The organism is Vreelandella gomseomensis (assembly GCF_031451645.1).
GTDB lineage: Bacteria > Pseudomonadota > Gammaproteobacteria > Pseudomonadales > Halomonadaceae > Vreelandella > Vreelandella gomseomensis.
This window is the reverse complement of record NZ_JARWAI010000010.1, coordinates 110,152-124,781: the sequence shown is the minus strand read 5'-3', so window position 1 is coordinate 124,781 and position 14,630 is coordinate 110,152. Positions and strand designations below refer to the sequence as shown.

Here is a 14,630-nt window from a genome sequence, read left to right as displayed (position 1 = left end):
AGTTCTCCCAATCGGCTGCTCAAAAGCCCTTAATGGGGTACGCGAATGCGACAAGCCGATCATCTACAGATAACGAATATCAGAGTACCCGCCAATAATAGTTACATATTTCTCTTTACACTCATACCTCGACCTTGTCTTCAGTCAGAAGCTAGCCAGCACCCTTGAAGAACCGTGATACGCCTGCCCCCCATCAAAACTCGACTCGTTGAGCGGTCAGGATAATCATCACGCTTCTCCCAATAATCCTAAACTCGCCGCAGGGGCTTGTTGGCGTAGGCTGCGGGAGAGGCCGTGGCCGATGACGCCGATCAGCAGTGCGCCGCCGATCGGGAGGGCCAGCCATAGCTCCGGATGCGGCCGGGGCGCTAGATCGAGCAGGTAGAGGTACAGCACGGCGGTGGCGAGCTCGGCCAGAGCCGCGCCGAGCAGCCCGCTGGCGAAGCCGAGCAGCGCAAATTCGGCGCCCTGTACCCGCGAGATCATCGTCTGCCCTGCTCCGAACACGCGCAGCAGGCCGCTTTCGTGGGCGCGCACCGGGCGGCTGGCGGTGAGTGCGGCGTAGAGCACGCTCACCCCGGCGAGCAGCACCAGTATCAGCACCAGTTCCACCGCTCGGGTTACCTGGGCCAGTACGTCGCGCACCTGGCCGAGAATCGCCTCGACGTTGAGCAACGACACGCCGGGGAAGTCGCGCACCAGCTGATTGACCAGGCTTTGCTCCTCCTCCGGTAAGTAGAAGGCGGTGATATAGCTGTGGCCAAACGCTTCCAGCACCCCCGGCGGGAAGATCACGAAGAAGTTGGGCCGAAAGGTATCCCAGTTGAGGCTTCGCAGGCTGGTGATCTCGGTGGTGATCTCGTCGCTGCCCACGGCAAAGGTCATCCGGTCGCCAAGGGTCAGCCCCAGGCGCTCGGCCAGGCCGTCTTCCACGGAGATGGGCACCGGCGCGGCCTGGGCGGTAGCGTCGACTTCACTCATCCAGCCCTGCTGTTGTGCTTCGCCCTCCTCTTCGCTTGCAAACCATTCCCCGGCAACGATCTCGTTGCCTTCCGGCACCTCGGCCTGCCAGGTGAGGTTGAGCTCGCGGCGCAGGGAGTTATCGCCGCGGGCGTCAGGGGGCACGGCCTGGCGCGGGTCCTGGTCATTGATGGCGATCACCCGGCCACGCACCATGGGGTACAGCGCGCTTTGCGCTTCGGCACTCGGGCCGATGGCGTCTTCAAAGTCGTCGCGCTCGCTGGGCTGGATGTTGATGGCAAAGTAGTTGGGCGTGTCGGCGGGCAGCTGGTCCTGCCAGGTGTTGAGCAGATCGCCGCGTACCAGCACGATCATTGCCATGGCGAAGAAGGTCACCGAGAAGGCCATGAGCTGGCCGAGGCCCGCCTGGCGACGACGTGCCAGCTGGCGGCCGCCCAGGCGCAGCGCCTGGAACCAGGGCCCCTTGCCGGACAGCGACTGCACGCCGCGCAGCACGCCGTTGAGCAGCAGCGCGCTGACACCCCACAGCACGCCGAGCAGCGCCGCCCCGCCGACAAGTAAAGCCGCCGCAAGCGGCAGGCTGCCAGAGTAAAGCCACAGCAGGCCGCCGAACACCAGACTGGCCACGCTGACCACCAGCCACGCCGAGGGCGGCAGCGGGTCCAGCTCGCGGCGCAGCACTTTTAGGGCGCTGACGCGCTTGATGCGCAGAAGCGTCGGCCCGGCAAAACCGACCAGCACCGCCAGCGCGGTAAGCACGCCAAGGCCGAGCGGCATGATGCCCGGAGGCGGCAGCGTCATGGGCAGGAAGCTGGCCAGCAGCCACAGTAACAGCGCCTGCCCCGCGAGCCCCAGGAGCGCTCCAATGAGTGAGGCCACCAGCGCGAGGCCGAGCAGCTGCAGCGAGAAGATGACCACCAGCTGGCGTTGACTGGCGCCGAAGCAGCGCAGCAGCGCGGCGGTATCCAGGTGACGCTCGACGTAACGTCGGGTCGACATGGCCACCGCCACCCCGGCCAGCAGCACGGCGGCCAAGCCGGCGATGCCGAGGTAGCTTTCCGCACGCTCCAGGGCGTTGCCCAGCTGCGGGCGGTCGACGCGCACGTCGCTGACTTCCACGCCTTCGCGGCGCAGCTCATTCAGCAGCCCCTGTACGTTGGCCAGCGCCTCTGGCGAGCCGGCGGCGAGGATTTCAAACTCGACCCGGGAGCCTTCCTGGACTAGCCCGGTGGCGTCCAGGTCGGCGGTGTTAAGCATCAGGCGTGGGTTGAAGCTGCCGAAGCCGCCGGACTGGTCGGCCTCGCGCTCGATGATGCCGCTGATGGTCAGCTCGGTCTGGCCGACCTGTACGCGGTCGCCGATCTCGATGTCGATCAGTTGCGCCAGGCGCGGGTCGGCCCAGGCCTCGCCGGGAGACGGACCGGAAGCGACTTGCTGGGTACCCTCGCCCAGGTCAACCCGCGAGCTACCGTAATGCGGGTACACGTCGTCCACCGCTTTCAGGCTGGCGGGCTGGAAGCGATCGCCCCGGCTGATCATCGAGACCAGATCCACCTGGTCGCTTAGCGTGAAGCCGGCGTTTTCCAGCTCGGCGCGCAGGTCGTCGCCGAACGGGTCGCGCTGCTCCAGCACTACGTCGCCGCCCAGCATCTGGCTGGCCTGGCGCTCCAGGCCGCGCTCCAGCCGGTCGAGGAAGAACGCGATCATGGTCGAGGCGGCCACGGCGAGCATCAGCGCGACAAACAGCGCCCGCACGTCGGCGGCGCGTAGATCACGCTTCAAGCTGCGCATGGCCAGGCGCGCGTTGAGGTGGCTCATGGACGGGCCTCTTCGTCGGTCGTCGAATCATCGACCAAGGTATCGCTGGCCAGCGTATGCGGGTCGAAGGCCGCCAGGTGACCATCGATAAGGCGCAGGCAGCGATCGCAGCGGCGCGCCAGAGCGTGGTCGTGAGTGACCAGAATCAGGGTGGTGCCCGCCTCGTGATTGAGGCTGAACAGCAGGTCGATGATCTGCGCGCCGGTGTCCGGGTCGAGGTTGCCGGTGGGCTCGTCGGCGAACACCAGCTCGGGGTCGGACACAAAGGCGCGGGCGATGGCCACGCGCTGCTGCTCGCCGCCAGAGAGCTGTTTGGGCAGGTGGCCCTGGCGTTCGCCCAGGCCCACGCGGCCCAACCACTGGGCGGCGGTGTCGGTCTCGCCTGCGCGGGGCGATAGCTCCAGCGGCAGCAGCACGTTTTCCAGCGCGCTGAGCGTCGGCAGCAGCTGGAAGTTCTGGAACACGAAGCCCACCCGGCCGGCGCGCAACGAGGCACGGCCGTCTTCATCCAGCCGGCTGAGCGGATGGCCGAACAGGCTCAGCTCGCCGTCGCTGGGAGTGTCCAGGCCCGCGAGCAGGCCGAGCAGGGTCGATTTACCCGCGCCGCTCTTGCCCAGAATCGCCACGCTTTCTCCGGCTGCCACGCTCAACGATAGGTCGTGTAAGATGGTCAGCGTACGCTCGCCGCTGGTAACGCGTTTGGTGAGGTTTTCCGCATGGAGTACGCGTTGCCGGCCCGCATTCGCGGTCGGTTCAGGTGAGTCTGATGAGGAGTAAGACATGAAGCATGGCATCCTTGTGGCATGGCGAAAACATTACTGCATACTAACCCTGTGGCTGGGGGTGCTGATAGCCACCGCCGCCTCGCCAGTCAACGCTGCGTCCGATGACCCCGACACAGGCTCGGCGCCGACCCTGTTGGTGATGGGCGACAGCCTGAGTGCGGCGTATAACATCGAACGTGAAGCAGGCTGGGTCGCCCTGCTGGAAGCACGCCTGCCGGATGACGCGACGGTGGTCAACGCCAGCATCAGCGGAGAAACCACCTCGGGCGGGGCGCAACGGATAGACGACCTGCTGAGACAGCACGCGCCGGATATCGTTCTGCTGGAGCTTGGCGGCAACGACGGGTTGCGCGGCTTGCCGCCGCAACAGATGCAACGCAACCTGGCGAGTATGATCGAGGCCAGCCAGGCCGCCGATGCCGAAGTGTTACTGCTGGGGATCGATATTCCCCCCAATTACGGCGAGGCTTACCGCGAGGCGTTTACTAACGTTTATCACGCGCTTGCCGATGAATACGATGTGGCGCTAGTGCCCTTCTTGCTGGAAGGCGTCGCCACCGAGGACAACCTGATGCAGGACGACGGCATCCACCCCACCGCCGAGGCGCAGCCGATCATATTGGATACGGTATGGGAGGCGCTTTACGATACTCTGCTGCCCAATTAGGTGTCAGGGCGTCAGGATATTCACAATGGTGGTCTCCATAACAACGAGACCACCCGTGTCATCCGTTGATGCTTGCCCTGTTCATACGCGTCATGCCGGAGCGCTTACTGCATATCATTTGCCATATGAGCCAGCAGCAGCAGGGTGGCGGAGAAGTAGTCATCATCTTCTGTTGGCACAGGATCCGGCAGCGTTTCGTTGTTTACATACGCACGTATGGCTTTCACCCCGCGCGAAATGGGGTAGTCAGCACGTTCATCGGATTGGACATCAATCCAGGCAGAAGCGGGCTGGTTTGAAGGGTCGTTCCAAAACGCCATGATGCTGCCAATGCTGGCCGCTTCATCACGTTGTCCCCAAGCGAAATAAAGCGGAATTCGAACGGCATCAAAGCTGAAGCGTGGTTCCCATTCATCTGCAGGAGAAACAGCACCGTCATCGGTCAACGTTACCCAGTCAGTTGGAAGACGGTATTGCCCGAACGTGGTTTCATCGAGAAGTTTCACGCCATCATTGATCAACGCTTCCCATGGCTCTTCCGGCGCTATGTCCGCAAAATCCTGCATGGCGGGCACAAACCAGTACGACAAGTTAATATCCACATTGTCGCTATGCTTAAAGCCTTCGAGCCCTGGCAGGAGCACCGTATAATCTGCCAGATCAACGACCAGTTCATCCGCGATAGCACGCCTTATGCTGTTTGACGCATTGGTGTAGTTGCGATTTTCCCAGCGCTGACCCGCCAAATGTAATGCCCAGGCGATGAAGAGATCACCGTCCGCCGCGTTGTTGTTATCCCGCACGGGTGGCGTTTCATTCGGGTCATATCGCCAAGAAAATAGCGATACGTCTTGACGCCCCAGTTCCCGGCGAGTCCACCGCCAAAGTTGCTTGAACGTTCGTTGATCACCGTAATGCTGGGCCAGCATCATTCCCCAACCCTGACCCTCAGAGTGGCTGATATTGTTATTACCGGTGTCGATGACCCGCCCTTCTTCCGCCACGAAACGACTGACATACGCCGACCAAGCGTCATCCATGGATGTTTCTTCCGCGTTGGCGGTATTGATACCGCTGCCAACCATCAGGGATGCAAGAACCGTCATGGCGCTTAGCGGTATCATCTTCATCGGCGTATATCCTCAAATAGTCATCATCGTCACTGACCGTAATGAAAGGTCATTGAGCGTAGTGTGACGTTTGTATCAACACACCGCAACGGTGTTTTTCCGCTACCGCCTTGCTCGTTGATCCATGTCGTATACAAGCCTTCCAGCACGGCTGACATAGCCTGAAAGGCTTTATCCAGGGTGTGCTCTGTCGTTCCTGGAACAGGAAAGGCAACGTGCTGGATGGACAGATGATTACCTTCTGGACGTATGCTGACCCATCCCCAATCCAACTGGTTGAGTGCACCATTGATTGAAAGCTCCAGGGCTTCGAGCGTTTCATACTCTCCTAGCGGCCATTCGGCAGCCAGCCGGCTGCCTATGTGTCGCAAAAAACCCGATGCCCCTTCGCGATCCGTTTGGGTCATCAATTCATCGAATACCAACGCCAGGAAGCGATTCCACTGCGGGCTACAGTGACGTTCAGTGTAATAAGAAAGATAGGTTGCCGTATTAACGTTAGTGTTAGTCACTACCACCTCCAAAGGTATAATTGATGAACATTCCGGCGGATACATCCTCATAGTCACCGAAGCTATTGAAGCCTACCCGGCCTCCCATAGAAAGCTCAGGTGTCATGTTGTATTCCACCTCCCCTGACGCTGAAACGCCTGCACCACTCACGCTTTCCCCCGAGTAACGCGACTCGCTCCCAGCAATCAGCGTCGAGAACACATCCAGCAACGCTTGCGATGATGGATCAGTCGGGAAGTAATCAATATCGTCCGTGCTGTAGCTCTGATAGCCAGGCGATACCTGAGCAGCCCATGATAAATCGTCGCTTACATTCTCCTGGTAACGTATAGGGAATGAGACGCTGACGTAATCTTGAGGGCTGAAGTACCCGCCGTGACCGTAGGTAAAGTGACTTAGATCTTGATCGTAGGCCATGGCCGACACATTGATACCAGTTTGCAGCTCACGCTTTTCGCTGTTGATTGGACGTGCATAGCCACCAAGTGATACGTCGTAGGCGGTATTATCGGCTACATTGTTACCCGTATATTCATAGGCGCCTGCATTTGCATAGACGCCACCACTGGGCGTGTCATAGTTGATACCCAGTCGTCCACCGGTGCGCACCACGCCCCCCCAGCTATCGCCGGTCTGTGCATCATGAGCACCTGCATACGACAGCAAGCTGTCTTTAACGGCCCTTCTCTCGGCAGTAAATGAAAGCGATGTGTTTTCGGTGATATTGGGTGTCCAGTTAATGCCACCGACGATATTCGTTTCATCGAAGCCCAACGGGGTGCTACCAATATCAACGTCGACATCGCCATATTCATAGCCCATTGCCAATGCCGCCCCGGATTCACGCTGACTGCCAGGTCGGGCAGCCTGGGCTGCGCTTTGCAGGCGAGATTGGATATCAGATAGCGAGGACTCAATAACCTCGCGGCTGTTCGCGAAACTTTCTGCAGACGTACCATCTAGCGCCAGCGCATCAAAGTCGACGCCTTGCTCGCCAAGGTAGTCCGCGAACACATCACGCTGCGCCTGGGTCAAATCCGCGATTCTTAAACCTGCTTCGTAAACAGGGTTTCGATCCAGCGCTGAGTTGTAGTTGGATTCAGCTTCTTCAAGCTCAGCGGTAAGCCGATCTATTTCAGACTCAGGGATGTCAGGATTATCCTGAGCGGTCTCCAAGCGGTTCTGGGCATCAAAAAAACTCGTCACGGATGACTCGATCTCATCCAGAATCGGGGTCAGCCCGTTAAGCGATTGATCCAGAGTGCCCGCACTCTCGGCGAGCGCACTGCGACCAAAGCGTTGAACGCTATTCCCGGTGGGCGTACCCGCATCGACACTCGTCGGTGTCACGGTGACATCAAAACGGCCCTCTCCAAATGGCGTTGCAGAGAAGCTGACCGGTGCTTCAACCCGGTTCTGCTCACTCAACCCGCTCTCACCGTCACGGAAATTGAAAGCAAATTCTCCACCTAGACGGGGTGCACGTTCGTAGCGAATTTCGCGCGCCAAACTGTCAATCTGTTCTCTTACACTGGGCGCTCTCGCCATCTCCCTTTCGCTGCTGCTAGCGACAGGTCGGTCGCTGCCTCCCGGTAGCCAGGTCGGCCGGTCATTACTGCCGGACTGGTCATTCTGCGAACTGTTGGTAAATGGATTCGAGGACGATAATGCCAGTGTGCGTCCTCCACTGCCTCCCAGCGATTGGCGTGCCTTTGACAACAGAGCCAGTGCCCGGCTGGAATCGCCATTACTCCGGGCAACCCGCGCCTTCAGGAGCAACATTTCAGGCGTATCCGAACCTTGCTGGTAGCGATCAAGTAATTGCTGGGCTTTTTGCGGACGACCTGACGCCAACGACGTCTGTACAGCTCCCTGCAATGCGGGGCCACTGTCCGGATGACGAGTCAATGCGTAGGTGTATATTTGCTCGGCCTGGGAATAACGTTCTCCGTCTGCGTATATTCTGCCCATTGCCAATAGCAGCTCTTCATTATCTGGCTGTTCACGCAGTGGCGTTGCAACAGCATCGTAAGCACTGGCCAACTGTCCATTGCGACGCAAGCGATCTGCATCTATGACGGCAATGCCATTTTCGACACGCTCAAGTTCATCCTGGGGCAGCAGGCTATTGTCCTGCTGTCTTACCCGCTCTAACAGCTGGTTAGCTTCACCGGGTCGTCCATGCCGAGCCAGAACCAGTGCGTGATTCAAATAAGCGCTGGCATATTCAGGGTTGAGGCCTTGCGCCAAGTCCCTATCAACCCAACGAGCCGCTTCTTGCGTTTCTCCTGCCTCGTTCAGCATGCTTGCCACTTGACCGACTTGGCGCGGACTCAAATCAGGATTGTCTGCATAGAGTCTATCCAGTGTTCCGAACGCCGCTCTGCGGTTACCTCTTGCCAGTTGCTCAAGGGCCTCTTGAAGCGGTTGCTGAAGAGCAGCCTGCTGGCGTAATTCACGCATCGGATTCGTCATTTCGTCTGTCGAAATGCTGGACAGGGCGCGCTGAGTTTCAGCCCATTGGTCGTTCTCCGAGGAGTAAAGCGCATACGCATATCGCTGCTCAGGGGTTGCATCAGGGCGGTCAAGCGCTGAGATCGTTGCTTGAGCCTCTTCCTCTCGGCCTTGAGCTTCAAGCAAGCGGGCTAAATCCAGTCGTGCCCACGGATCCCGGGGAGATAGCTCGATGGCCTGACGCAGAGCTGTCTCCGCATCAAACGCATCACCGCTTTCGGCACGCCTGCGCAGCTCATTCACTTGGCTGGATGCCAAACCACTTAATTGATCACGCATGTTACTGGGCAAGCTTTGAGCAACCTGCTGCGCTTCACGCCAATTTCCTTTTTCTGCCAGGACCTGGGCTAGCCCTAACCGTGCATCTGCATTATTGTCCCAGTCGTTAAGAATACGACGATAGGCTTTTTCTGCGGCATCTAAACGACGTTGCCGCTTTAAGATATCGGCTTCAAGCAGTCTTGCGGAGCGACCGGACGCCCCACCTTGCTGAGTCAATGGACGAACCGTGGATAGCGCGCGCTCAAGGTTATCGGCATCAGCCAGCCGGCGAGCTTCCGACAAGCGAGCATAAAAGGAAGCACTTTGAAAAGCGGGCATCCACTCATCACGTTGTTCCGGCGCTTCGTCAATCGCCTCTTCAAGTAAATTACGTGCTTCGTTGAAACGTTGCTGGCGAAGACGCAGTATCCCTAACCCTGCTTTTGCTTCTGCATCATCGGGATCTTCTTCCAATGCGTCTTGAAACGCCTCTTCCGCATCGCTTAAATCATTCGATGCCATGGCGCTATAACCTGTCCCCCGACGAGTTTCGGTTGTCGACGTTTCATAGCGCTCTTCAACGGAAGTATCTTCAGGAAACTCATCCAGATATGCAGCATAAAGCTGTTCATCTGCAGGCGTGGCACTGAGCCACAGGAGCGCTTGCCTCCAGGCATCCCGGGCCTCTTCAGCCACGCTATCATTGTTGGATCGGGACAGGGTTGCCAGCTGTTTGATACCCTGGCGACGGGTGCCTTCCCGGTACGTCAATACTTCGCTTAATGCTAGGGCTAGCTCTTGGTCATCAGGATAATCGTCATTGAATTCCTGCAGTCCGTCACGAGCCTCGCGCCAGCCTGCATCGCTAGTGCCCGCTAACGTTTGATAGTATTCAACGGCAAGCGATCGGGAGGGCATATCACCATTGAAAAGGTCGCTATATATTCGGGCCGCTTCCTTATACTGCCCGTTTTGAGCCAACTGCCTGGCACGCGACAGTTGATTACTGTCGATGTTTTTCCCTCTCTCTAACCGCCTTAAATCCACAAGACGTGGATCATTGCCATCGAGCTGCTCAAGGCGGTTGATCCATTCCTGCGCTTCAGCAATATCATCATTCATCAGCGCATGTCTTGCTAACCGGTAGAGCACCTCCGGGTGATCGGGACGCCCATCGAGATAGCGTTCCAGGGCTTCTCTGGCAAGATCGGGACGCTGATTTTCTTGCCAATAATCGGCTTGGTTCAGCAGTGCGCTTAACGCACTCGACGTATTTTCCTGGGCAAGTGCCATACCGCCCGGCAAGCTGCATGCCAGTGCACCGATCAAAACTCTTTTTTTATATGTTGCCGGTGCAAGCGTATTGAAAAAATTTTGCATGTAGGTTCCCCGTCCCTTCTTGCATCACTTACTGTGAATGCGCTGTTTTTCACGACGATTCAATGTGCCATGCAGCACAAGAGCCGTTAGCAAGACCACGACGGCCATCAGCAGCAATATGGGAATAATGTACTGACCGGCGTACCAACGGACTAAGCGATTCCAGCTAATGTCGCCTCGAATTCGTTGCTCCGCGACTCGGTAGGACTCAACATCGTTTTCATCAATGGTTACCAGATCCCCTACGGCCTGGTTGCTGATCTCGGGCTGGTCAATAACGCTCGTAAATTGCCTAATAGCATTATCACTGAACCCGGTGGCTACAATCATGCTGCGGCTATCGTTGAGTGGTGAGCGGGTGGCCATGAGTGCCTGCTGAGGCGCCTGTGCGGTCAGCTCGTTCCTCGCCCTTTCCGTATCGGTCGATAAATCAGCTTTCGCCCACATTTTAATTTTCTGCCACAGATTAGAGGGCTCAATGCTCACCGTTTCACCTTCAATGGCAAAAGGATCCATCAGGCCATTCAACGAACTCTGTTCGATACTGTCTGACAGCGCGACAACCAAGAGGTCGCGATTTGCCAATGAACCGCTTAAATCAAGCCCCTTTCTAATATCGAGGCCATAGCTGGGATAACCTGCCGCATTTGCCATTCGCCCCACCATCCCCAGTGCCGCACTGATTTCACTTTCTTGCGGTACTTCAGGCACTAGTAGCGACGTTTGAGAGAGATCAGCCCACTGAGTAAAGGGGTAGCCAGCGCTGACCCAATAGGAAAGTTCAGGCAAGGCAGCGAATTTATGAGCCTCGCGCAAATCGATATGGGATTGAGGCAAGATTCGCGTCTCAATCTCTTCAGGCAGACCAAGATCGCAACCTTCTTCAGGCAGATGAACCCCCATATTAAAGTAGAAAGTCAACTGGTTATTGCCATAAAGTTGCTCTTGCGGAATTTGCAAAACGGCTTCTTCCTGGCGAATATCATTACCTAACAGTTTCCATATATCCCACGCTATCGAATCTTTCTCGACAGGCAAACCATCAAGGTACTGCTCGTTCAGACTTACTTCGAGACGAGATTCGTCAATATCCAGCCACTCACCCTGTGGAAAACGATAATTGACCTGTAAACCCACGTCGTCACCGGCCCAGACAAACAAGGGTGGCAGACGAAAACTATAGCGCTGTGGAGCAGGCCTCACGCCTTCTCCCCGCATCATATCTTCATTATTTACAAGACTTTCAAGATAAATCGGCTCATCCAATGATTGCCATTTGGGCGCATCAAAGGCTTGGCGGGGCTCTACAGGTATATTCTCAGCCTTTATGCTTTGACCGCTGAAGCTTTCATGCCTTTGTGTCAAATAACGTGCCGCTGTTCTCACTTCCTGATCGTTTCGCCCTGTCAATACCAGCAGCCGATATAGCGGATCATCGGGATGTTGTAACTGAAGTATGGTAGGACCCGAAATAGTCTCGGGAAGCAGCACCCCCAACGGCATCTCTTGTCTGGTTCCCATTACCACCGCATGACTGTTGGGTAGCTGATCATGATGAACAGGAAAATCCGCACCACGAAAACTCGAGAACACGGCAAACTGTGAAGCCACTATTCCAGCGGCAGCCAGCAAGGGTTCTGAAGGTTCATCCGGTAATACAAACGGCAAGCTGAGTCGTTCCATAGCAGCATCATCAAAAAACGGTGCAGGGAACCTGGACAAGTCGACAATAGGCGGCAACACCTGTGTACTCACATTTAACGAAGAGTCAGGATTTACCTCTACCCAGATATCTTCACTGAGCACATTATTACATTGAGATAACGTTTGCCCGTTAACGCTCAAAAGCAATGTGTTATATGTCACTATCTGTTCAGGCGGCACCTCGATCTCGGCAACATAGCCTTCTGCGTTGAAACGATCTAGTTGAATTGTATCGATAATGACACCATTTAGAACGATGTCTAACCGGCTAACCCCTTCGAGCATGGCATCGGAATACTGTATTTCCAGGTTCAATGTTGCATCTGTTACTACTTCGCTGCTACTGATTGAAAAATCCAGACCTACTTGAGAACCATTACCCTGAATTCTTACGGGATTCTCTCCTCCCCCGTTTTCATGCATTGAGTGCTGCAATGGAAATACGTGCTCGCGCGACTCTAGTCCAGGCGAAACGGCATTACCAAAGTCCAGCTCACCCTCTGCATCCAAACCGACTGATGGCAGAGCATTGGAGAGAAAAGAACTTGGAAGTTCATTTTCCTGGTCTTGAAGAGGGTCATCCTCTGCATCAACACCTTGGAGTACTTGGCTAGTCGGAGGTACGCTATTTTCATCAACTGTTTGGCTCCATGCCCGCTGGCTTGAAATGATGCCTAGCACAATCAAAGCGACCAGGAACGCTCTCCAGGCCCACGTACTTTTTGATGTCGTCGTTATCGCTCCGCTAGCATTGCCATTGCTGGCCATTGCTCGGCTCTTTTGACCACCACCATTCCCGCCACTAAAAAGTGCACGCTCCTTCCAACGCTTGAAAAACAAGCCTGCCACTGCTCGCACGACGGTAATAATCGAACGAATCGGCTTGTCCTGGTGTGTCTCGCCTTTTTCTAACCAGGAGTCGGCTCTTCCCATCACCAGCTTTACGAGCTCGCGTCTCTGGTTTACGTCCAGATCATAAAATTTCAGGCGTATGTGATCTTTATCTTGCATAATCAACTCAACAGGGAAGAGCATCGGCTTGTTATCGAAAGACATTTCTATATATTCTATATCAGCATCATCAGGCAGGCCTGAAGGCGCTTCCACTTGGATCCCTCCCATGGATAGATTTTGAGTAGACGTCAGTAATGTATACTCACCCTCGAGATGAATAACCGCAGGAAACTCCAGGTCAATTCGCACATATTCCCTTACCTGTTTTTGTTCACTCCCTACGGCAACTGCCGCCAGAAGGAAAAGCGCGCTGAACGATGCCCAAATAACGTTAAATAGCAGAACACTTAGCTGTTCATCACCCGAATTCCACCAAAAAAGCCGAAATGTGCCCCATATAACGCCTGCCAGCAACAGCACCAATACGAAGAGATGGGGCCTTAATACATTAAAATCAAAAAAGCTATGATCTAAAACCCCCCCTTTATCTGTTACATCGAACTTCCCTCGCTTGGGATCAAACAGTGTCACCAGCGTTGGCTTTAGCAGGTGAAAAGTCAGCACCGTCTCGTAAATCTCGTTCCAGAACGTATAACGATACTGGCCCACCAATTTAGCATTGGTGTAAACCACTCCAAACAAGTGCGGCAGCACATACGCTGCAACAGCCTCGGGAGAGGCTTCAATGATATCCAGGCCGAACAGCAAGTACGCTAAAGGTGCTGTCAAAAAAACAAAACGTGCTAGAGGGAACTGGAAATGGAGCATGGCGTTCAGATAACACAATCGCTGCGCAAATGTGAGGCCAACGCCAAGCAAGGGATTATCCCTACGCATTATCTGCGTCATCCCCCTTGCCCAACGCGCTCGCTGAACAATGTGCAGTGATAGGCGCTCGGTCGCCAAGCCAGCCGCCAAGGGTATACCCAGATAAGCAGTTGACCAGCCTTTACGTTGAAGCTTCAAGGCTGTATGAGCATCTTCAGTAACCGTCTCAACGGCAAACCCATCCGTTTGTTCCAACGCAGATCGGCGTATTACCGCACATGAGCCGCAGAAAAAAGTGGCATTCCAATAATCGTTGCCCTTTTGAACCGCACCGTAAAAGAGGTTGCCTTCATGCGGTATGTCGCGACCACTGACTAGATTACGCTCAAAAGGATCAGGCGAATAGAAATGGTGTGGTGTCTGAATCAACGCCAAGTTTTCGTCATCTAAAAAGGCACCTACCGTTGCTTGTAAAAAAGCTCTTGTTGTGATGTGATCACAGTCAAATATACAAATCAGCTCGCCGTTCGTAACCTTGAGAGCGTTATTCAAGTTACCCGCTTTGGCATGCTCGTTATTATCACGCGTGATATAGCCCACGCCTGCTCTGGAGGCAAAAGCACCAAACTCTGGTCTTTTTCCATCGTCTAACAGATAAATATTTAACTTGTCACTGGGGTAGTCCAGGTTTTGAGCCGCTAGGACGCTATCCCTGACAACCTCCATACCTTCATTGTACGTTGGAATATAGACGTCAACTGTGGGCCATCCAGAGGTATCGTCAGGTAGCGGAACGATTTTCCTTTCCAGAAGCCGTCCGACTTGAAAGAAACTGATAATTAGAACGAGCCAGGCATAGCACTCAGCTGCCAACAAGCCTGTGCTCAGAACTGTCTCTGCAATACCGTCTGTAACGAGAGTCTCTGTAACACGCCAGTACATGTACCGAGTTGAAGTAATGGCCGTCAACAGCACCATGGCCAGACGTACACGCCTGGATGTGGTTTGCCCCATGCATATAAGCAATAGAACAGTCACACCGCCAAATACCCATTGGTTTGCCAACCCCATGGGGGTCGACATCACCACGATAAAAACAATACTGTATAATAGTAAAAAAAAGCCAACCCAGCATTTATATAAAAGACCTTGCAT

7 protein-coding genes are annotated in these 14,630 nt (G+C 55.5%); 1 reads left to right on the top strand and 6 read right to left on the bottom strand.

Annotation, left to right across the window (positions count from 1 at the left end; translation table 11 throughout):
• Positions 1-228 precede the first annotated feature (228 nt).
• Positions 229-2,799, bottom strand: coding sequence for an ABC transporter permease (locus QC815_RS13810; protein ID WP_310540373.1), 2,571 nt, complete (start codon positions 2,797-2,799; stop codon positions 229-231).
• Entirely contained in the window at positions 2,796-3,581 is a 786-nt protein-coding gene (locus QC815_RS13805) for an ABC transporter ATP-binding protein (RefSeq protein ID WP_230447438.1), read from the bottom strand. The genes QC815_RS13810 and QC815_RS13805 overlap by 4 nt, the downstream gene beginning before the upstream one ends.
• Here QC815_RS13805 and QC815_RS13800 point away from each other — a divergent pair.
• Positions 3,580-4,251, top strand: coding sequence for an arylesterase (locus QC815_RS13800; RefSeq protein WP_310540371.1), 672 nt, complete (start codon positions 3,580-3,582; stop codon positions 4,249-4,251). The two genes, QC815_RS13805 and QC815_RS13800, sit on opposite strands and share 2 nt — an antisense overlap.
• A 104-nt stretch (positions 4,252-4,355) precedes the next feature.
• On the opposite strand, the gene QC815_RS13795 is transcribed toward QC815_RS13800, so the two are convergent.
• The 4 genes from QC815_RS13795 to bcsA are packed head-to-tail and all read right to left on the bottom strand — an operon-like array spanning position 4,356 to position 14,630.
• A complete protein-coding gene (locus QC815_RS13795) occupies positions 4,356-5,381 on the bottom strand; it encodes a family 8 glycosyl hydrolase (protein ID WP_230447437.1) in 1,026 nt (341 codons plus the stop codon).
• Positions 5,382-5,410: 29 nt separating this feature from the next.
• Positions 5,411-5,893, bottom strand: coding sequence for a cellulose biosynthesis protein BcsD (bcsD, locus tag QC815_RS13790; RefSeq protein ID WP_230447436.1), 483 nt, complete (start codon positions 5,891-5,893; stop codon positions 5,411-5,413).
• A complete protein-coding gene (locus tag QC815_RS13785) occupies positions 5,886-10,049 on the bottom strand; it encodes a cellulose biosynthesis protein BcsC (protein ID WP_310540367.1) in 4,164 nt (1,387 codons plus the stop codon). The genes bcsD and QC815_RS13785 overlap by 8 nt, the downstream gene beginning before the upstream one ends.
• 24 nt (positions 10,050-10,073) lie before the next feature.
• Positions 10,074-14,630 carry a UDP-forming cellulose synthase catalytic subunit gene (bcsA, locus tag QC815_RS13780; RefSeq protein WP_310540365.1) on the bottom strand — a complete coding sequence of 1,519 codons (4,557 nt, stop codon included), beginning with the start codon at positions 14,628-14,630 and terminating at the stop codon, positions 10,074-10,076.